Source organism: Hypericibacter sp., from assembly GCF_050729195.1.
Lineage (GTDB): Bacteria > Pseudomonadota > Alphaproteobacteria > Dongiales > Dongiaceae > Hypericibacter.
The window spans coordinates 1-18489 of record NZ_JBOHKS010000325.1; the positions used below are offsets into that span (position 1 = coordinate 1).

Annotated in this window: 16 protein-coding genes; 12 read left to right on the forward strand and 4 right to left on the reverse strand. The window is 65.8% G+C overall.

The genetic code is table 11. From position 1 onward, the window contains the following. The 7 genes from ACREE8_RS26155 to ACREE8_RS26185 form a co-directional block, all read left to right on the forward strand. Nucleotides 1-1829: penicillin acylase family protein (locus tag ACREE8_RS26155; protein ID WP_431575963.1), on the forward strand; the 1829-nt coding region annotated here is incomplete at its 5' end. Between the two features lie 10 nt (nucleotides 1830-1839). Then, nucleotides 1840-3075: a threonine ammonia-lyase gene (locus ACREE8_RS26160; protein ID WP_431575964.1), complete on the forward strand. Its 1236-nt coding sequence runs from the start codon at nucleotides 1840-1842 to the stop codon at nucleotides 3073-3075. 143 nt (nucleotides 3076-3218) lie between these two features. Then, the gene (locus ACREE8_RS26165) at nucleotides 3219-4586 is read left to right on the forward strand and encodes a pyridoxal-phosphate dependent enzyme (protein ID WP_431575965.1); all 1368 of its coding nucleotides are present in this window, start codon (nucleotides 3219-3221) and stop codon (nucleotides 4584-4586) included. A gap of 32 nt (nucleotides 4587-4618) precedes the next feature. Continuing rightward, nucleotides 4619-5806 carry a cystathionine gamma-synthase gene (locus ACREE8_RS26170; RefSeq protein ID WP_431575966.1) on the forward strand — a complete coding sequence of 396 codons (1188 nt, stop codon included), beginning with the start codon at nucleotides 4619-4621 and terminating at the stop codon, nucleotides 5804-5806. 221 nt (nucleotides 5807-6027) lie between these two features. After that, nucleotides 6028-6888 (forward strand): flagellar motor stator protein MotA, encoded by an 861-nt coding sequence (gene motA, locus ACREE8_RS26175; protein WP_431575967.1) that lies wholly within the window; start codon nucleotides 6028-6030, stop codon nucleotides 6886-6888. A 27-nt stretch (nucleotides 6889-6915) separates the two neighbouring features. Then, on the forward strand, nucleotides 6916-7896 hold the full coding sequence (locus ACREE8_RS26180; protein ID WP_431575968.1) for a flagellar motor protein MotB: 981 nt from the start codon (nucleotides 6916-6918) through the stop codon (nucleotides 7894-7896). Between the two features lie 136 nt (nucleotides 7897-8032). Then, nucleotides 8033-8551, forward strand: a complete 519-nt coding sequence (locus tag ACREE8_RS26185; RefSeq protein WP_431575969.1) for an RDD family protein — start codon at nucleotides 8033-8035, stop codon at nucleotides 8549-8551. Here the strand turns inward: ACREE8_RS26185 and ACREE8_RS26190 are convergent, their stop codons facing one another. Further along, nucleotides 8552-8983, reverse strand: coding sequence for a hypothetical protein (locus ACREE8_RS26190; protein ID WP_431575970.1), 432 nt, complete (start codon nucleotides 8981-8983; stop codon nucleotides 8552-8554). 310 nt (nucleotides 8984-9293) lie between these two features. On the opposite strand from ACREE8_RS26190, the gene ACREE8_RS26195 reads away from it, so the two are divergent. The 4 genes from ACREE8_RS26195 (at nucleotide 9294) to ACREE8_RS26210 (ending at nucleotide 13459) form a co-directional block, all read left to right on the forward strand. Continuing rightward, nucleotides 9294-10016, forward strand: coding sequence for an arginyltransferase (locus ACREE8_RS26195; RefSeq protein WP_151177945.1), 723 nt, complete (start codon nucleotides 9294-9296; stop codon nucleotides 10014-10016). Nucleotides 10017-10162: 146 nt separating this feature from the next. Then, the gene (gene aguB / locus ACREE8_RS26200; protein ID WP_431575971.1) at nucleotides 10163-11041 is read left to right on the forward strand and encodes an N-carbamoylputrescine amidase; all 879 of its coding nucleotides are present in this window, start codon (nucleotides 10163-10165) and stop codon (nucleotides 11039-11041) included. A 31-nt stretch (nucleotides 11042-11072) separates the two neighbouring features. Next, nucleotides 11073-11627 (forward strand): N-acetyltransferase family protein, encoded by a 555-nt coding sequence (locus ACREE8_RS26205; protein ID WP_431575972.1) that lies wholly within the window; start codon nucleotides 11073-11075, stop codon nucleotides 11625-11627. 176 nt (nucleotides 11628-11803) lie between these two features. Next, nucleotides 11804-13459 (forward strand): fatty acid--CoA ligase, encoded by a 1656-nt coding sequence (locus ACREE8_RS26210; RefSeq protein WP_431575973.1) that lies wholly within the window; start codon nucleotides 11804-11806, stop codon nucleotides 13457-13459. Nucleotides 13460-13462: 3 nt separating this feature from the next. On the opposite strand, the gene ACREE8_RS26215 is transcribed toward ACREE8_RS26210, so the two are convergent. Both ACREE8_RS26215 and ACREE8_RS26220 read right to left on the reverse strand, forming a co-directional pair. Beyond that, nucleotides 13463-14218, reverse strand: a complete 756-nt coding sequence (locus ACREE8_RS26215; RefSeq protein ID WP_431575974.1) for an SDR family NAD(P)-dependent oxidoreductase — start codon at nucleotides 14216-14218, stop codon at nucleotides 13463-13465. 90 nt (nucleotides 14219-14308) lie between these two features. After that, nucleotides 14309-15811, reverse strand: coding sequence for an aldehyde dehydrogenase (locus ACREE8_RS26220; RefSeq protein ID WP_431575975.1), 1503 nt, complete (start codon nucleotides 15809-15811; stop codon nucleotides 14309-14311). Between the two features lie 142 nt (nucleotides 15812-15953). Between ACREE8_RS26220 and ACREE8_RS26225 the strand changes: the two genes are divergently transcribed. After that, nucleotides 15954-16718, forward strand: a complete 765-nt coding sequence (locus tag ACREE8_RS26225; protein WP_431575976.1) for an SDR family NAD(P)-dependent oxidoreductase — start codon at nucleotides 15954-15956, stop codon at nucleotides 16716-16718. Nucleotides 16719-16792: 74 nt separating this feature from the next. On the opposite strand, the gene ACREE8_RS26230 is transcribed toward ACREE8_RS26225, so the two are convergent. Then, nucleotides 16793-18484, reverse strand: coding sequence for a formate--tetrahydrofolate ligase (locus tag ACREE8_RS26230; protein ID WP_431575977.1), 1692 nt, complete (start codon nucleotides 18482-18484; stop codon nucleotides 16793-16795). Between the last annotated feature and the right edge of the window lie 5 nt (nucleotides 18485-18489).

Below are 18489 nucleotides of genomic sequence, written 5' to 3' on the forward strand. Positions count from 1 at the left end.
GGACCGACGAGGCCTTGCGCGCCGCCTTGGCCCGCCGGCTTTCGCCCTCGGCACTGGAATCGCTGTGGCCGTCGCAGCCGCCGGCGTTGCGCAGCGCCGATCTCGGTTCACCCGCCTCCTGGCAATCGGCGCTGGGCGATCTGTCGCTGTTGCCCGCCATGCCGGGGGCCTCGAACAATTGGGTCCTTGCCGGCAGGCGCAGCGCCAGCGGCAAGCCGCTCCTCGCCAACGATCCTCATCTGGATCTTTCGCTGCCAGGCTACTGGTATCTGGTCCGCATCGAGACACCGACCCTGCATGTCGCCGGCGCTTCGGCGCCCGGCGTGCCCTTCGTCATCCTCGGTCACAACGCCCATGTCGCCTGGGGCTTCACCACCACCATGGCGGACAATCAGGACCTGTTCCTGGAGAAGCCGGCGCCCGGTGCGCCAGGCTCCTATCTCACGCCGGACGGTCCCAAACCCTTCGTCACCCGAGACGAGGTGATCAAGGTTCGCGACGAGCCGGACCAGATCCTGACGGTGCGCGAGACGCGCCATGGCCCCATCATCTCCGACATCGGCCGCGCCAAGGCCGCCATCGCCGAGCCGGATGAAATGGTGGCGCTGGGCTGGGCCTGTCTCGCGCCCGGCGCGCAAACCCCCGAGGCCTTCTGGCTGATGAATCACGCGGCCGATGCGGCCTCGTTCCGCGCCGCGCTCGATCGGTTCGATTGCCCGGTGCAGAACATCGTCTATGCCGACCAGGACCATATCGGTTTCATCGCCGCGGGCCGCGTGCCGGTGCGCAAGACCCTGGATCATTTCAGCCAGCTGCCGGTGGAGGGCTGGACCGGCGATCATGACTGGACCGGATTCCTGCCGACCCGCGAGCTGCCGCAATCGGTCGATCCGGCCGACGGGCTGCTGGCGACGGCGAACAACGATGTGCGCCCGCCAGGCTATCAGCCCCATCTCGCGGCGCGCTTCGATTCCTCCTATCGCGTCGATCGTATCCGCGAGCTGCTGTCCGATCCCCAGCGACTCTTCACGCCCGCCGACATGACCGCGATCCAGATGGACATGCTCTCGCCGGCCGCGCGCGCCTTGCTGCCGAAGTTGCTGCCGATGCTCGACGACGGCGCCGCGAACCGGTCGATCGCGACCATTGCGGCGCGTCATCTTCTGTCGGATTGGGATTATCGCATGGCGCCCGATCGCCCGGAGCCGACCATCTTCGCCGCCTGGGTCACGATCCTCAGCCAGAAGCTCTTCAAGGACGAGTTGGGCGATCTCTATTCGAGCTGGGCCTGGTGGAACATGGCGACCATCGATCGCGTGATGTTCGGCCCCAATCCCGCCGATCGGCAATGGTGCGACGATCCGGTGACGCCGGCGGTCGAAGGCTGCGAGGAGATCGTGCGCTCGAGCTTCGCCGACACGATCGCCGTCCTGACCAAGCGCTTCGGCGACAAGCCCGCCGACTGGCGCTGGGGACGCACCCATATCGCGCCCTTCGGCCACCTGCTGTTCCGCTATGTGCCCATCCTCTCCGATCTGACCAGCCGGCCGATGGTGACCGGCGGCGGCGACGACACTCTCGATCGCGGTTCCCCCGACATGCGGCGGGCGCCCAACGATTTTCCGCATATCCATGGCGCCGGATTCCGCGGCGTCTATGACCTGGCCGATCTCGACGCCGCCCGCTTCGTCATCGCCGGCGGCCAGTCGGGGAACCCCTTGTCGCCGCATTATGGCGATCTCCTGCCCCTCTGGCGCGACGGCGGAACTCTCTCTATCGTCGGCGACGATGCCGGCGGCAAGCTGACCCTGAAGCCGGCCGGGCCCTAGGATTTTCATCATGAGCGTGACGATCGAGCATATCCGCGACGCGGCCGCGGTCATCGCCGGCCATGTGGTGCGCACACCCGCCGTGGATTCGCCGCGGCTCGCCGAGACGACCGGCTGCGCGCGCCTCACGCTCAAGCTCGAGAACCAGCAATTCACCGGTTCCTTCAAGGATCGCGGCGCCTATAACAAGCTGAGCAGCCTCACCGCCGCCGAAGCCAAGGCCGGCGTCATCGCCATGTCGGCCGGCAATCACGCACAGGGCGTCGCCTATCACGCACAGCGCCTCGGCATTCCCGCCACCATCATCATGCCGCGCGGCACGCCCTTCACCAAGGTCGAACGGACCAGCGCTTTCGGCGCCCGCGTCATGCTCGAAGGCGACGGCATCGATTCCGCGGCCGTCTTCGCGCGCGAGCTGGCGCAGCGTGAGGGGCTGATCTTCGTCCATCCCTATGACGACGCCAAGATCGTCGCGGGCCAGGGCACGATCGGCCTCGAGCTCATGGAGGATTGGCCCGACCTCGATGCCGTGGTGGTGCCGATCGGCGGCGGCGGCCTGATCGCCGGCATCGCCTCCGCGCTCAAGGCCCTCAAGCCCGCGATCGAGCTGGTCGGGGTCGAGGCCGCGCTCTATCCCTCGATGTATGAGGCGGTGCGCGGCTCGAACAAGCCGCTCGCCGGGGGCGCCACCATCGCCGAGGGCATCGCGGTCAAGTCGCCGGGCAATCTCACCCGCGCCATCATCAAGGATCTGGTCTCCGACATCCTCCTGGTCGACGAGGATGCGATCGAGCGCGCGATCCAGCTTCTGGTGGAATCCCAGAAGCTCGTGGCCGAGGGTGCCGGTGCCGCGGGACTGGCGGCCCTCCTCGCTCATGGCGGGCGCTTCAAGGGACGCAAGGTCGCCACCGTCATCTGCGGCGGCAATATCGATGCGCGCATGCTGTCCCAGGTGCTGATGCGCGGGCTGGTGCGCGACGGCCGTGTGATCACATTGCGCGTCGAGATTTCGGACCAGCCGGGCGTTCTCGCCGCCGTCGCCCGCGCGATCGGCGATTGCGGCGGCAACATCATCGAGATCCATCACCAGCGCATGTTCTACGACCTCCCGGTCAAGCGCGCCGATGTGGATGCCGTGATCGAGACCCGCAATGCTCAGCATGTGCGCGACATCGTCGCCAAGCTCCAGGGCGCCGGATTCCCCTGCCGCCTCCTGAGCAGCCGCTCGATCGAAGAAGCGAAGTGACGGTCTGAGCCTCGCCCAACGTCGCGATTGAACGGCTCCCGGCCGCCCTTGCGCTCGGACGCCCGATCGCCCACCCTTAAGGTCAAGGATCTCCGCCGGCGCCGCTCGCGGGCCGGAGAACAACCGCCGATCAAGGTGTCGCCATGCCCGCCTTCCGCAGCGTCCTGGAGATGATCGGCAACACGCCGATGGTCGAGGCCCGCCGGCTCGATACTGGCCCCTGCCGCCTGTTTCTCAAATGCGAGAACCAGAATCCGGGCGGCTCGATCAAGGATCGCATCGCGCTCTCGATGATCGAAGCAGCCGAACGCGACGGTAGCCTCAAGCCGGGCGGCACGCTGATCGAGGCGACCGCCGGCAATACCGGCCTCGGCCTGGCCTTGGTGGCGTCCCAGAAGGGCTATCGCCTGCTGCTCGTCATTCCCGACAAGATGGCACAGGAGAAAGTCTTCCATCTGCGCGCGCTCGGCGCCGAGGTGCGCATGACGCGCTCGGACGTCGGCAAGGGCCATCCGGAATATTATCAGGACATGGCGGCGCGGCTGACGCGCGAGACGCCGGGCGCCTTCTATGTCAACCAGTTCGCCAACCCCGCCAACCCGCTGGCGCATGAGACCGGCACCGGCCCCGAGATCTGGCAGCAGATGGAGGGCCAGCTCGACGCGGTGGTCTGCGGCGTCGGCTCGGGCGGCACCTTGACCGGGTTGGGGCGCTATTTCCGCAAGACGGCGCCGAACGTCAAGATGGTGCTGGCCGATCCCAAGGGCTCGGTCCTGGCGCCGCTGATCAAGACCGGCCACATGACCGAGGCCGGCTCCTGGCTGGTGGAGGGCATCGGCGAGGATTTCGTGCCGCCCAATTGCGATCTCTCGCTCGTCTCGGAGGCCTTCACCGTCGACGATCGCGAGGCGATGACGGCGGCGCGCGAATTGCTACGGCTCGAAGGCGTGCTGGCGGGCTCTTCCACCGGCACCCTGCTGTCCGGTGCCTTGCGCTATTGCCGCGCCCAGACCCGGCCGCAGCGGGTCGTGACCCTCGTCTGCGACAGCGGCAACAAATATCTCTCCAAGATGTTCAATGATTTCTGGATGGCGGATCAGGGGCTGCTCGACCGGCCGCGCAAGGGCGATCTGGGCGACCTGATCTCGCGCCGCCATGCGGACCGCGCGACGGTCACGATCGGACCCGAGGATTCGATCCTCACCGCCTATGGCCGCATGAAGCTCTATGAGGTCTCGCAATTGCCGGTGCTGGCGGACGGCAAGGTGGTCGGGATCCTGGACGAGTCCGACCTGCTCCTGGCAGTCGCCAAGGATAAGAGCCATTTCCGCAATCCGGTCCGCAGCGCCATGACGACGAAGCTCGACACCATCGACGTGAGCGCGCGCCTGGACGACCTGCTGCCGATCTTCGCGCGCGACCATGTCGCCATCGTCATGCGCGGTGGCGAGTTCCTCGGGCTCATCACCCGCATCGACCTCATCAATCACCTGCGGCGCCAGCTGCAATAGCTCTCCGACCTCAGGAAGCGAGGACCGACCTCATGACCGCCTCCGATGGCGCCGGCCGCACCGGCCGCCCCAACCGACTGGGTTTCGCCACCCGCGGCATCCATGCCGGCCAGTCGCCCGATCCCTCGACCGGCGCGATCATGATGCCGATCTATGCGACCTCGACCTATGTCCAGGAAAGCCCCGGCGTCCATAAGGGCTACGAATATTCGCGCAGCCAGAACCCGACCCGCATGGCGTTCGAGCGCTGCGTCGCGGATCTCGAGAGCGGCAGCGCCGCCTTCGCCTTCGCCTCGGGGCTCGCCGCCAGCTCGACCATCCTCGAGGTCCTGGATGCCGGCTCGCACATCGTCGCGATGGACGATCTCTATGGCGGCACGCGGCGGCTCTTCACCCGCGTACGCGCGCGCAGCGCCAATCTCGATGTCAGCTTCGTCGACCTGACCGACGCCTCGCGGCTCGAAGCCGCGCTGCGGCCCGACACGAAGATGATCTGGGTCGAGAGCCCGACCAATCCGCTCTTGCGCCTGGTCGATCTCGAGGCGATCGCGAAGGTCGCGCGCAAGCGCGGCATCGTCACGGTCGCCGACAACACCTTCGCCAGCCCCTGGGTGCAGCGGCCGCTCGAGCATGGCTTCGACCTGGTGATGCATTCCGCGACCAAATATCTGAATGGTCATTCCGACATGATCGGCGGCGTCGCCATCGTCGGGCCGAACAAGGATCTGGCCGAGCGCCTCGCCTTCCTGCAGAACGCCATCGGCGGCGTCTCGAGCCCGTTCGACAGCTTCCTCGCCTTGCGCGGGCTGAAGACGCTGGCCTTGCGCATGGAACGCCATTGCGAGAACGCCCTCGCCATCGCGCAATGGCTCGAGAAACATCCCGCCGTCGAGAAGGTGCATTACCCGGGGCTGCCCAGCCATCCGCAGCATGCCCTCGCCCGGCGGCAGATGCCGGCCTTCGGCGGCATGGTCTCGGCCGAGATCAAAGGCGGGCTCCCCGCCGCCAAGCGCTTCCTCGAACGCTGCCGGATCTTCGCGCTGGCGGAGAGCCTCGGCGGGGTCGAGAGCCTGATCGAGCATCCGGGCATCATGACCCATTCGTCGGTGCCCGCCGAAGCGCGCGCCAAGCTCGGCATCGGCGACGGGCTGGTGCGGCTTTCCGTCGGAATCGAAGATGGCGAAGACCTGATCGCCGACCTCCAGCAGGCGCTTGCCTGATCTGGCAGGAAGCGTCAGATTTCTACACAAAATCAGGCCATTACAGTTTAATGATGAGGGCCGGCGGCAACCGCCTTCGACGCGGGGCCCGGCTTGCACCGGTTTTCCAGGCCCTTCATCTAAATGCCGATTTCGCCTGACTAAACTGCTTTTTAACTCAATTCCCGCACCCTCGACGGCAAGCAACGGATTACAAAAACCCCGTCCGGGAATCGCGGCCCATGTTTCTCATTATCGGCTCGGTCGTCGTGCTTGTCTGCGTCTTCGGCGGCTATATGGCGTCGGGCGGGCACATGATCGTGCTGTTTCAGCCTTTCGAAGTCCTGATCATTGCCGGCGCGGCCCTGGGTGCCTTCCTCATCGCCAACCCGCCCTCGGTGCTGAAGCGGACCCTGACCGCCACCATCGGCCTGCTCAAGGGGCCCCGCTACAACAAGGCCAGCTATGTAGAGCTGCTGAGCCTGCTCTACCAGATCTTCAAGCTCTCCAAGACAAAGGGCATGCTGGCGCTCGAAGGCCATGTCGAGAAGCCCGACGAGAGCCCGCTCTTCGCGCAGTTCCCGAACTTCGCCAAGGACCATCACGCGATGGTTTTCCTCTGCGACTATCTGCGCATGCTGACCCTCGGAACCGACAACTCCCACGAGGTCGAATCGATCATCGACGAGGAGCTCGAGACCCATCACAAGGAGCAGCACGTCATCTCCGACGCGGTCCAGACCATGGCGGACGGCATGCCTGCACTCGGCATCGTCGCGGCCGTGCTGGGCGTCATCCACACCATGGGCTCGATCACGGAGCCCCCGGAAGTGCTGGGCCACCTGATCGGCGGCGCGCTGGTGGGCACCTTCATGGGCGTGTTGATGTCTTACGGTTTCGTGGCTCCGACAGCCACCGCCCTCAAGACCCGTTTCGACGCCGAGGCCAAATATCTGCAATGCATCCGCGCCGGATTGCTGGCGCATATGCAAGGCTATCCCCCGGCCGTCTCGGTCGAGTTCGCGCGCAAAGCGCTGCTGTCTGACGTCCGGCCCACCTTCTACGAGGTCGAGGAGGCGGTTTCGGCGTTGCCGGCCGTCTAAGCCGCTCAACCCGATCCGTACGTCCCCATGGCCGAAGCCGCACCCGGCACCAATCAACCGCCGATCATCATCAAGAAGGTCAAGAAGGGCGGCGGTCACGGCCATCATGGCGGTGCCTGGAAGGTCGCCTATGCCGATTTCGTGACGGCGATGATGGCGTTCTTCCTGCTGCTGTGGCTCTTGAACGCCACCACGGAAGAACAGCGCATCGGCATCGCCAATTATTTCGCGCCCAGCGTGGCGCCCGATTCGAGCAGCGGCTCGAACGGCGTGATGGGCGGCCAGACCGTCACGACCGACGGCGCGATGGTGGCCGAGAACTCCACGCCCAGCGTCACGGTCGAGATCGACGCCCCGCCGGCTGAGACCGACGGCGATTCCGGCGGTGCCGCCAGCGCGGCCCTGGCCGCCCAGACCGACACCGCCGATCAGACGGCGCCCGCCCAGCAGCAGGCCGCCGACACCCAACAGGCCAGCAGCAGCGACCAGGAAGCGCAGAAGCTGCTGAAGGAGCTCCAGGACGAGCAGTTCCGCCAGGCCGAGCACCAGTTGCGCCAGGCGATCCAGCAGGTGCCCGACCTCAAGAGCCTGGCCCAGAACCTCATCATCGACCGTACGCCCGAAGGCATGCGTATCCAGCTGGTCGACCAGGACCGCATCTCGATGTTCTCCAGCGGCAGCGCCAAGATGGAGGACTACACCAAGAAGCTGCTGGATCTGGTGGCCCAGGTCGTGTCGAAGATGCCCAATAAGATCTCGATCTCGGGCCACACCGATTCGACGCCCTTCCAGAGCGACAACGGCTACAGCAACTGGGAACTCTCGGCCGACCGCGCCAACGCCAGCCGGCGCGAGCTGCTGGCGGCGGGCCTGTCGCCCGACCGCATCGCCAATGTGGTCGGCAAGGCCGATACCGACCCGTTGTTGCCCGACGACCCCAGCTCGCCCCGCAATCGCCGCTTGAGCATCGTGGTGCTCAACGAGCAGCCGCCGCAGCCCCAGCAGTAACGGCGGTTTTGACCCTACCGCCGCCGCGGTCTTGTCAGAACCCCTTGCCATTCCCATCTTTTAGCCGTCGATCGCCAGGGGTCCCCGGGATGTGCCCGGAATTCCCACGGAAATCGGCCTGGGAGGGACTGTACCAATGAGCTTCAGCAATCGCCTGCCGGTCGCCACCGGTGAAGTCCGCTGGCATGATTCTGAAAGCCCGACGGTGATCGAGCCCCTGTCGGATCCGATGCTGTTCGACGGCATCCGCTCGCGGCGCGTGCTGGGCTATGTCGTCGATCTGATCCTGATCGGGTTGCTCAGCGTGGCGGTCTGGTTCGCGCTGGTCTTCGCCGGGGTGGTGACGCTGGGCCTCCTGCTGCCGCTGCTCCCCTTCGGCATGGCGCTGGTTCCCCTCGCCTATCACACGCTTCAGGTCAGCGGCCCGCGTTCGGCGACCATCGGCATGCGGCTTACCGGCGTCGAGGTCCGCAACTGGACGGGGACCCGCCCGGACCTGCTTCAGGCCTTCCTGATGACGGCCCTCTTCCTCACCACCATCGCGCTCACGGGATCGCTGATCCTGCTGGTCTCGCTCTTCAACGGCCGCGGCCGGACCCTGCATGACTATCTATCGGGGACCGTCGTGGTTCGTGCCGGGCGCCTCGGCGGCTGATCAGTCGTGCCGCCAGCGGGCGAGATCGCGGCCGAGAAATTCCTCGAGCCGCCCGATCTCGTCCTTGAACTCCTGGCGATAGAGCCGCTGCAGCAGCGCATCGTCGAGCGTCTCCGTCAGATGCGTCGCCAGATGCCGGAGACGGCGATCGATCGAGCGTGACGGCCGCTCGATGACGGCGTTCGACCAGGCATTGCCGGTCTGGATGGCGAGGCTTCCCGGCGGCAGGAGCTTGAAGTAGCCCTGGAGGCGCGCGGGCACTTCGGGATAGCGCATATAGTCCGGCGTCGATTCGTCCACGGCCCGTTCCTGCACGCAGCCGAGGAAATGCTGCGCCTCGTAGAAGGCGGCCGACTTCCAGTGCCACTGCTCGGTGAAGAAATGGGTTTCCTTGTGCCGCGGGATGAAGACGTCGCGATGCTGCTCCAGCATCCGGAACAACGGCGTGGTGTCGGCCTCTCGGCGCCGACGCAGACGAAGTTCGGCAACAGGGACGAGCCCCCCAGGCGGCGTTCGCGGCCTTAACCTTTCCCCTGGGCGCTGACGCCCAAGGGCCCGAATCCCCCAAAACCGACGTTATCCTAATGGCCTGCCGCCAGACCGGCCATGCCCGGAAACGGCCCGATCCCAAGCGCCCGCCGGGTGCTGGTGATTGCCCCAGAATCCGCTAATGTAGGGGGGTTGAACTGGCGACCCTGGGGCGGCTGGTTCCGCCCTGCCAAAGGCCCAAGATCCGCCTGCCATGAGCATCCTCAATCGCACCCGGCCCCTTCCCTTCCTCGTCACGACCGAGCTCCCCTGCCCCTATCTGACGGCGCGGATGGAGCGGAAGGTCGTGACGGAGCTGTCGGGCCCGGCTGCGGCCGACACCTACGAGACCTTGTCGCGCGCCGGTTTCCGCCGGAGCCATGGCATCGCCTATCGGCCCGCCTGCCGCGGCTGCCAGGCTTGCGTGCCGGTGCGCGTGGTGGCGGGTGAGTACGATCCCGGCCGCACCTTGCGCCGGATCGAGCGCCGCAACGAGGATCTCCGCAGCGCGGTGCGGCCCGCCCGCGCCACGCAGGAGCAGTACCGCCTCTTCAGCCGCTATCTCGAGCATCGCCACAGCGACGGCGAGATGCTCGGCATGAATCTGCAGGAATATGGCGCGATGATCGAGACCAGCCCGCTCGACACGCGCATCGTCGAGCTGCGCGCGCCCTCAGGAACCCTGATGGCCTGCTGCCTGACGGACTGGACCAAGGACGGCGTCTCGGCCGTCTACAGCTTCTTCGACCCCGATCTGCCGGCGCGCAGCCTTGGCAGTTATGTGGTCGTCTGGCTGATCCGCGAAGCGCAGCGCTGGGGCCTGCCCTATGTCTATCTCGGCTATTGGGTCGAGGGCAGCCGCAAGATGGAATACAAGTCGCGCTTCCGCCCGATCGAGCTCTACGGTCCCGACGGCTGGCAGCGCGCCGCGCTCTGATCGGCCGATGACCCGTCTCCGGACGGCACTCGACTCTCTCCCTCACGATGGGCGACGAATGGCCCCCGATCTGCCGCTTGCGGAGGCCCCGCGGGCTCGGCTCTAATTCCTCCTGTCGCGCTTCGCCGCCAACGCCAGGATGATCCATGAGTCACGTCACCGTCGCCGCCACCCAGTTCGCCTGCCAGTCCGACAGCGCCGCCAATATCGACAAGGCCGAGACGCTGGTACGCCGGGCGGCGGCCAAGGGCGCGCAGATCATCCTGCTGCAGGAGCTGTTCGAGACGCCCTATTTCTGCCGTGACCAGAAACAGTCGCTCTTCGGCTTGGCCAAGCCTGCCGTCGGCAATCCGGTCATCGCCCGCATGAGCGCGCTGGCGAAGGAGCTCTCGATCGTGCTGCCGGTCAGCTTCTTCGAGCGCGCGAACAACGCCTATTTCAACTCGGTCATGGTGCTCGACGCGGATGGCGAGACGCTCGGTCTCTATCGCAAGAGCCACATTCCCGACGGGCCTGGCTATCAGGAGAAATTCTACTTCAATCCCGGCGATACGGGTTTCCGCGTGTTCGAGACGCGCTACGCGCCGATCGGCGTCGGCATCTGCTGGGACCAGTGGTTTCCGGAATGCGCGCGCTCCATGGCGCTGCAAGGGGCGGAAATCCTGTTCTATCCGACCGCGATCGGGTCGGAGCCGCAGGACAGCGGCATCGACAGCCGCGACCATTGGCAGCGCGTGATGCAGGGCCATGCCGGCGCCAACATGATGCCGCTGGTGGCCTCCAACCGGATCGGGACCGAGCAGGGCGACAATTTCGCCCAGACCTTCTATGGCTCGTCCTTCATCGCCGGTCCGCAGGGTGAGAAGATCGCGGAAGCGGGTCGCGACGAGGAGTCGATTCTCACGGCCAGCTTCGATCTCGACAAGATTCGCGGCCAGCGGGCGTCCTGGGGTTTGTTCCGCGACCGCCGGCCCGAGCTCTATACGGCGCTGCTGACGCTCGACGGCCGCAACTGGTCGGAGTGACGCGCGGCCTCTTACGGATCTCTCGCGAATCATGATCGCCAATCCCTCGGTTTCTTCGCAGAAACCAATCAAGCTCGATGCCAATGCCGCGGCGGGGCGGAGCGAGGAACTCGCCGGGATTCTGGTCGACGCGGTCGCGGGCGGCACCTCGGTTAATTTCCTCTGGCCGTTCGGGCTGCCGGATGCGCGCCGCTATTGGGATCGGGTCATTGCTCGAATCGGTGCGGGCGAGATTCTTCTTCTGGCAATCGAGAGCGGCGGCCGTCTGGTGGGGACCGTGCAGTTGATTCCGGCACCCCAGCCCAACCAGGACCATCGCGTCGATATTTCCAAGCTCCTGGTGTTGCGTTCTGCGCGTCAGCAGGGAATCGCCACGGTCCTGATGCAGGCCGTCGAGGCGGAAGCGCGACGGCTGGGGCGGTCGCTTCTCGTTCTCGACACCGAGACCGGGAGCGCCGCGGACCGGCTCTACCGCCGGTTGGGCTATCAGGTCCTCGGCATCATGCCGCGCCATGCCCGTCTGCCGGGTGGAGAGCTTGCGGATACCACCTTCTTTTTCAAGCATCTGCCCGACGCTTCGCAATAGGACCGCGACCCTGACCGGACAACCAATGACCGGCAGGGCTCGAAAATCGAACCGGCCTTCGTCATGGGCCTACATTCCCGTCCAAGCCCCATGCCATACTCGTCTCTGGGGATGTCCGGATTGACGGCAAGGCGACGACAGGAAACAGTCGCCGCTGACTTGATTTTGGGGGCAGCATGCCGACCGATTTGGTCGAGACGACGCCATCGGCTTACGCCTATCCATTGCTGATCAAGCAGCTTCTGTTGACGCCGCTGGCGACGACGCCCGACCAGGAAATCGTCTATCGCGACCGCTTGCGTTATCGCTACCGCGATCTGCGCGGCCGCATCTCGCGCCTTGCCAACGCGCTATCGGACCTGGGCGTCGGCCCCGGCGACACCGTCGCCGTGATGGACTGGGACAGCCACCGCTATCTCGAGACCTATTTCGCCGTGCCGATGATGAGCGCGGTGCTGATGACCGCGAATGTGCGCCTGGCGCCCGAGCAGATCCTCTATTGCCTCGACCACGCCCAGGCGGACGTTCTGCTGGTCCATGCGGATTTCCTGCCGGTCCTCGAATCCATCCGCGACCGGCTGACGACGATCAAGCGCTTCGTCCTGATCGCCGATGGCGCGGCCATTGCCGAGGACCCGGCGCGCTTTGCCGGCGAGTATGAGGCACTGCTGGCAACGGCGTCGCCGAGCTACGACTTTCCCGACTTCGACGAGAACACGCGCGCCACCACCTTCTACACGACCGGCACGACGGGACTGCCGAAAGCGGTCTATTTCAGCCATCGCCAGCTGGTGCTGCACACCCTGGCGGTGGGAGTCACCTCGGGCAGCCATCCCGGCGGACAGTCCTTCCATCGCGGCGACGTCTATATGCCGCTGACGCCGATGTTCCATGTCCATGCCTGGGGCTTTCCCTATCTCGCCACCCTCTATGGCGTGAAGCAGGTCTATCCCGGCCGCTATCAACCCGACCAGATCGTGAAGCTCTTCGTCAAGGAGCGCGTCACCTACTCTCATTGCGTGCCGGCGATCATGCAGATGGTGCTGAGCTGCCCCGAGGCCGCGAGCGCCGACCTCCATGGCTGGAAGGTCGTGGTCGGCGGATCGGCCCTGCCCAAGGGCCTGGCGCGCGCTGCGCGCAGCCGGGGCATCGACATCTGGTGCGGCTATGGCATGTCGGAGACCTGCCCGATCCTGACCTCCTCCCAGGTCAAGCCGGAGGACCAGGGCGTCTTGTCCGACGAGGAAGAGCTCGCGATCCGTTGCCGGACCGGGCTGCCGATCGCGCTGGTGGAGATCAAGATCGTCGATGCCGAGATGAACGAGCTGCCGGCGGACGGCAAATCGGTCGGCGAGCTGGTGGTTCGCGCGCCCTGGCTGACCCAGGGCTATCTGCATGATCCGGTCAATTCCGAGATCCTGTGGCGCGGCGGCTATCTCCACACGCAGGACGTCGCCACCCGCGGGCCCGACGGCTATCTGCAGATCACCGATCGCATCAAGGACGTGATCAAGACCGGCGGCGAATGGGTTTCGTCGCTGGAGCTGGAAAGCCTGATCTCGCAGCACCCGGCCGTGGCCGAGGTCGCGGTCATCGGTGTGAAGGATGCGAAATGGGGCGAGCGGCCGCTGGCGCTGGTCGTGCCGCGGCCCGGGCATGAAGCGGCGCTCACCGCGGAAGCGCTGCAGCACCATCTGCAGGCGCATTGCGAGACCGGCTATTTGCCGAAATATGCGATTCCCGAGCGCTTCCTGTTCGTCACCGCGATCGAGAAGACGAGCGTTGGCAAGACCGACAAGAAGCTGCTGCGCTCGAAATACGGCGCGTCCTGACGCTCAGCCCGCGGTGTTGCCGCCATCGACCAGCATCAGGCTGCCGGTCATGAAGGAGGAATCGTCGGAGGCCAGGAACAGAGCGGCCTTGGCGATCTCCTCGGGCTTGCCGACGCGGCCCAGGGGCAGCCCCTCGCCCAGCGCCTTCAGCCCATGAACGACATCGCCGGTGCGGACCTGCAGACCCGAGACCAGCATCGGTGTCTCCGTGTCGCCCGGACAGAGACAGTTGACACGAATGCCTTCTCGCGCGTGATCGAGCGCCATGGCGCGCGTCATCTGCGCCACGGCACCCTTGCTGGCACAGTAGGCGAAGGCCTGGCGCCCGCCCACCACCGACCAGTCCGAGCCCATATTGACGATGACGCCGCCACCTTGGCGCTTCATCGCGCGAACCGCGGCCCGCGCCATATAGAACACGCCCGTCACATTGACCGAGAGGACATGATGCCAGTCCTCGTCACTGACGGTTTCGATCGTGCCGCGGGCCTCGACGCCGGCATTGTTGATCAGAACGTCGATCCGCCCGAACTGCTTGACGGTCTCATCCACGAGACGCTCCGCCACGCCCTTCTGCGTCACGTCCGCGGCCAGGAATTTCGCATCCCCGCCGCAGTCCCGGCGAACTGCCTCGCCGCGCTCGGTGGAGCGGCCGGTAAGCATCAGCCGCGCGCCCTCCGCCGCCGCCGCACGCGCGATGGCCGCACCGATGCCCGAGGTGGCTCCCGTCACCAGGACCGACTTGCCCTTCAACCCCATCGCTTCCTCCCGTTCTTCTTTCCTAATGCAAACGGGGAGGCGGTCGCCCGCCTCCCCGTGCAAGTTGAAACTGGATCGAGACCCTCGGGCTCAGGCGCCGATATGGATCCAGGTCGCCTTGAGCTGCGAATATTTGTCCATCGCATGGAGCGACTTGTCGCGGCCGAAGCCCGACTGCTTGAAGCCGCCGAAGGGCGAGGAGATGTGGCCGTTGTCGAAGCAATTGACCCACACCACGCCGGCCCGCAGCGCATCCGAGACCTTGAAGGCCTTGGTGATGTCCTTGGTCCAGATTGCGGCCGCGAGGCCATAGATCGTGTCGTTGCCGATCTTCACCGCCTCTTCCGGCGTCTTGAAGGTGATGGTCGAGAGCACCGGCCCGAAGATCTCTTCCTGGGCGATCTTCATCTTGTTGTCGACCTTGTCGAACACGGTCGGCTCGACGTAATAGCCGCCGCTCTCGGTCTTCACGCGGTTGCCGCCCATGGCGAGCCTGGCGCCCTCCTTCTTGCCGGCATCGATATAGCCGAGAACGCGCTCCATCTGCGTCTTGTCGACGATGGCGCCCATGCCGGTCTTGGGATCGAGCGGATCGCCCGGCACCAGCTTCTTGCCGACCGCCATCACCTTTTCGAGCACCTGGTCCTTGACCGACTCTTCGACGATCAGGCGCGAGCCCGCATTGCAGACCTCGCCCTGGTTGAAGAAGATGCCCCAGGCGGCTGCGGTCGCGGCGGCGTCGAGATCGGGCGCATCGGCCATGATGATGTTGGGCGACTTGCCGCCGCACTCGAGCGAGACCTGCTTCATGTTGGACTCGCCGGCATAGCGCAGGAAGAACTTGCCCACCTCGGTCGAGCCGGTGAAGGTCACGCAATCGACGTCCATATGGCGGCCCAGCGCCTGGCCCGCCGTCTCGCCGAAGCCCGGCACGACGTTGAAGACACCTTCAGGAAGGCCCGCCTCCGCCGCGAGCTCAGCGATGCGGATGACCGTGAGCGGCGACTGCTCGGCCGGCTTCACCACCATCGAGTTGCCGGTCGCGAGCGCCGGACCGATCTTCCAGGAGGCCATCAGCAGCGGGAAATTCCACGGCACCACGGCCGCGACGACGCCCACCGGCTCGCGGCGGATCAGCGAGACGGCCTCGCGGCCGGTCGGCGCGATCTCGTCATAGATCTTGTCGATGGCTTCGGCGTACCAGCCGATCGCCTGGGCGGCGAGCGGGATGTCGATGCGCGAGCTGTCGCGGATCGGCTTGCCCATATCCATGGTCTCGAGCAGCGCCAGCTCGGTGGTGTGCTTCTCGATCAACTCGGCGAACTTCATCAGGATCTTCTTGCGCGCGGTCGGCGCCATCCGCGACCAGCTGCCCTTGTCGAAGGCCGCGCGGGCGGCCTTGACGGCGCGATCCACGTCTTCCTTGTCGCCCTCCGCGATCTGGGTGATCGACTTGCCCGTCGCCGGGTTGACGCAGTCGAAGGTCTTGCCGGAGGCCGCGGGCACATATTTGCCGTTGATGAAGGCCTGGTTGCGGAAGGTCAGGCGCGAGGCCTGATCCTTGACCATGTCGATCGACAGCGCTGCGGACATTCACGTCTCCCGGTGCAATGGGTTCTGGAGGGATGGCGGCGACATTAGCCGCCGCTATGCAGGCCGGCAAGACAAACGCAATTTGTTGAAATAGAATGATTTTATGAGCATTCAAAGCGACGCCGGAAGATGAGGGGAAGCGATGGGCGGACGTCTTCAAGGCAAATGCGCACTGGTCTATGGCGGCGGCACCGGCATCGGCCTGGCTTGCGCCGAGGCCTATGCCCGCGAGGGTGCCGCTGTCTTCGTTTCCGGCCGGCGCGAGAGCCGGCTGCAGGAAGCCGTGAGCAAACTCTCCCGACTCGGGAAAGCGGGCTATGAGCCGGGCGACGCCACGATCGAAAGCGACGTCGCACGCGTCACGGCCAAGGCGGTCGCCTTCATGGGCGGCCTCGATACCCTGTTGGTGAGTTCCGGCGACGGCCATGTCGGCTCGATCTTTGCGATCAAGCCCGAAGATTTCCGGCGTGTCTCCGATGCCAACATCCTCCCGCTCCTGCTCGGCGCCCAGGCCGCCGCGCCTCATCTCCTGAAGGCCGGCAAGGGCTCCATCACGGCCGTCTCCTCGATGTACGGGCTGGTGGGGCAGAAGGAGCGCATCGCCTACTGCACCTCAAAGGCAGCCGTCATCGGCATGGTCCGTGCCATGGCGCTCGACTTCGCCGACAAGGGCGTGCGCGTCAACGCGCTCTGCCCCGGCTATGTCGAGACCGAGCTCGCCCTTCAGGTGGTGCAGCAGGAGGCCGATCCCGAAGAGGCGTTGCGGCGCAAGCGGCTGATGCATGCGATCCCGCGCGCGGGCCGGCTGGAGGAGGTCGCCTCGGCGGCGGTCTATTTCGCCGCCGACGATGCCGCCTTCACCACCGGCCAGGCTCTCGCCATGGACGGCGGCTACACGATCCGCTGAGGCTGCACAAAAGAAACGGGCCGCCCTGTTGCCGGAGCGGCCCGCTCACATTCGGCAATCAGGTTGCCGATCGATCAGAACAGGCCTTCGACCTCGCCCTGAGCGTTGAGCTTGATGGAGTTGGCCGACGGGACCTTGGGCAGGCCCGGCATGGTCATGATCTCGCCGCAGATCACCACCAGGAACTCGGCACCGGCCGAGAGCTTCACCTCGCGCACGGGAACCACATGGTTCGCCGGCGCGCCCTTGAGGTTGGGATCGGTCGAGAAGCTGTACTGGGTCTTGGCGACGCAGATCGGGTAGTGACCGAAGCCCGCCTTCTGCAGCTCGGCGAACTGGTCGCGGATCTTCTTGTCGGCGATGATGCCCTGCGCGCCATAGAGGTTCTGCGCGATGGTGCGGACCTTGTCCCAGAGGGGCATATCGTCCGGATAGAGCGTGTGGAAATTGGATTTGCCGCTCTCGGCGATCTGGACGACCTTCCTTGCCAGCTCTTCGGTGCCGGCGCTGCCATCGGCCCAATGGGTGCATTCGATGGCTTCGGTGCCGAGTTCGGCGCAAGCCTGCTTGAGGGCGGCCAGCTCGGCGTCGGTGTCGGCGACGAAGCGGTTGATCGCGACGATCGGGGGAACGCCGAAGCTCCTGACGTTCTCGATATGGCGCGCCAGATTGGCGATGCCCTTCTTCAACGCCTCGATATTCTCCTTGCCGAGATCTTCCTTGGCGATGCCGCCATGCATCTTGAGCGCGCGCACGGTGGCGACGATGACGGCCGCGGCGGGCTTCAGGCCGGTCTTGCGGCATTTGATGTCGAAGAACTTCTCCGCACCCAGATCGGCACCGAAGCCGGCTTCGGTCACGACATAGTCGGCCAGCTTGAGGGCGGTGGTGGTGGCGATCACCGAGTTGCAGCCATGGGCGATGTTCGCGAACGGACCGCCATGGATGAAGGCCGGGTTGTTCTCGAGCGTCTGCACCAGGTTGGGCGCCAGCGCGTCCTTGAGCAGCACGGTCATCGGACCCTCGGCCTTGAGGTCGCGGGCATAGACCGGCTTGCGGTCGCGGGTATAGGCCACGACGATGTTGCCGAGGCGGCGGGTCAGGTCGGCGACATCGGTCGCGAGGCAGAAGATCGCCATCACTTCCGAGGCGACCGTGATGTCGAAGCCATCCTCGCGCGGATAGCCGTTGGCGACACCGCCCAGCGAGGAGACGATCGAGCGCAGCGCACGATCGTTCATGTCGAGCACGCGGCGCCAGGTGATCCGGCGCGGATCGATGCCGAGCTCGTTGCCCCAATAGATGTGGTTGTCGATCAGGGCCGCCAGCAGGTTGTTGGCGGTGCCGATCGCATGGAAGTCGCCGGTGAAATGAAGGTTGATGTCCTCCATCGGCACGACCTGGGCATAGCCGCCGCCGGCGGCCCCGCCCTTCACGCCGAAACAGGGCCCGAGCGAGGGCTCGCGCAGACAGATGATCGCCTTCTTGCCGATCCGGTTGAGGCCGTCGCCGAGGCCGACCGTGGTGGTGGTCTTGCCTTCGCCGGCGGGGGTCGGGTTGATGGCGGTGACCAGGATCAGCTTGCCGTCCGGCCGCTCGGCGATGCCGGGGATCGCGGCGAGGTCGACCTTGGCGATGGTCTTGCCATAGGGTTCGAGGGCGTCATCCGGGATACCCGCCTTCTCGGCGATCTGGTCGATGCGCTGCATTTTTGCCTGGCGGGCGATTTCGATGTCGCTGAGCGGCTTCTTAGGATCCTGTGGCATAGTGT

Coding starts and splice junctions, on each gene's coding strand:
- ACREE8_RS26160 (WP_431575964.1), top strand. CDS start 1,840: ATGAGCGTGACGATCGAGCATATCCGCGACGCGGCCGCGGTCATCGCC.
- ACREE8_RS26165 (WP_431575965.1), top strand. CDS start 3,219: ATGCCCGCCTTCCGCAGCGTCCTGGAGATGATCGGCAACACGCCGATG.
- ACREE8_RS26170 (WP_431575966.1), top strand. CDS start 4,619: ATGACCGCCTCCGATGGCGCCGGCCGCACCGGCCGCCCCAACCGACTG.
- motA (WP_431575967.1), top strand. CDS start 6,028: ATGTTTCTCATTATCGGCTCGGTCGTCGTGCTTGTCTGCGTCTTCGGC.
- ACREE8_RS26180 (WP_431575968.1), top strand. CDS start 6,916: ATGGCCGAAGCCGCACCCGGCACCAATCAACCGCCGATCATCATCAAG.
- ACREE8_RS26185 (WP_431575969.1), top strand. CDS start 8,033: ATGAGCTTCAGCAATCGCCTGCCGGTCGCCACCGGTGAAGTCCGCTGG.
- ACREE8_RS26190 (WP_431575970.1), bottom strand. CDS start 8,983: ATGCTGGAGCAGCATCGCGACGTCTTCATCCCGCGGCACAAGGAAACC.
- ACREE8_RS26195 (WP_151177945.1), top strand. CDS start 9,294: ATGAGCATCCTCAATCGCACCCGGCCCCTTCCCTTCCTCGTCACGACC.
- aguB (WP_431575971.1), top strand. CDS start 10,163: ATGAGTCACGTCACCGTCGCCGCCACCCAGTTCGCCTGCCAGTCCGAC.
- ACREE8_RS26205 (WP_431575972.1), top strand. CDS start 11,073: ATGATCGCCAATCCCTCGGTTTCTTCGCAGAAACCAATCAAGCTCGAT.
- ACREE8_RS26210 (WP_431575973.1), top strand. CDS start 11,804: ATGCCGACCGATTTGGTCGAGACGACGCCATCGGCTTACGCCTATCCA.
- ACREE8_RS26215 (WP_431575974.1), bottom strand. CDS start 14,218: ATGGGGTTGAAGGGCAAGTCGGTCCTGGTGACGGGAGCCACCTCGGGC.
- ACREE8_RS26220 (WP_431575975.1), bottom strand. CDS start 15,811: ATGTCCGCAGCGCTGTCGATCGACATGGTCAAGGATCAGGCCTCGCGC.
- ACREE8_RS26225 (WP_431575976.1), top strand. CDS start 15,954: ATGGGCGGACGTCTTCAAGGCAAATGCGCACTGGTCTATGGCGGCGGC.
- ACREE8_RS26230 (WP_431575977.1), bottom strand. CDS start 18,484: ATGCCACAGGATCCTAAGAAGCCGCTCAGCGACATCGAAATCGCCCGC.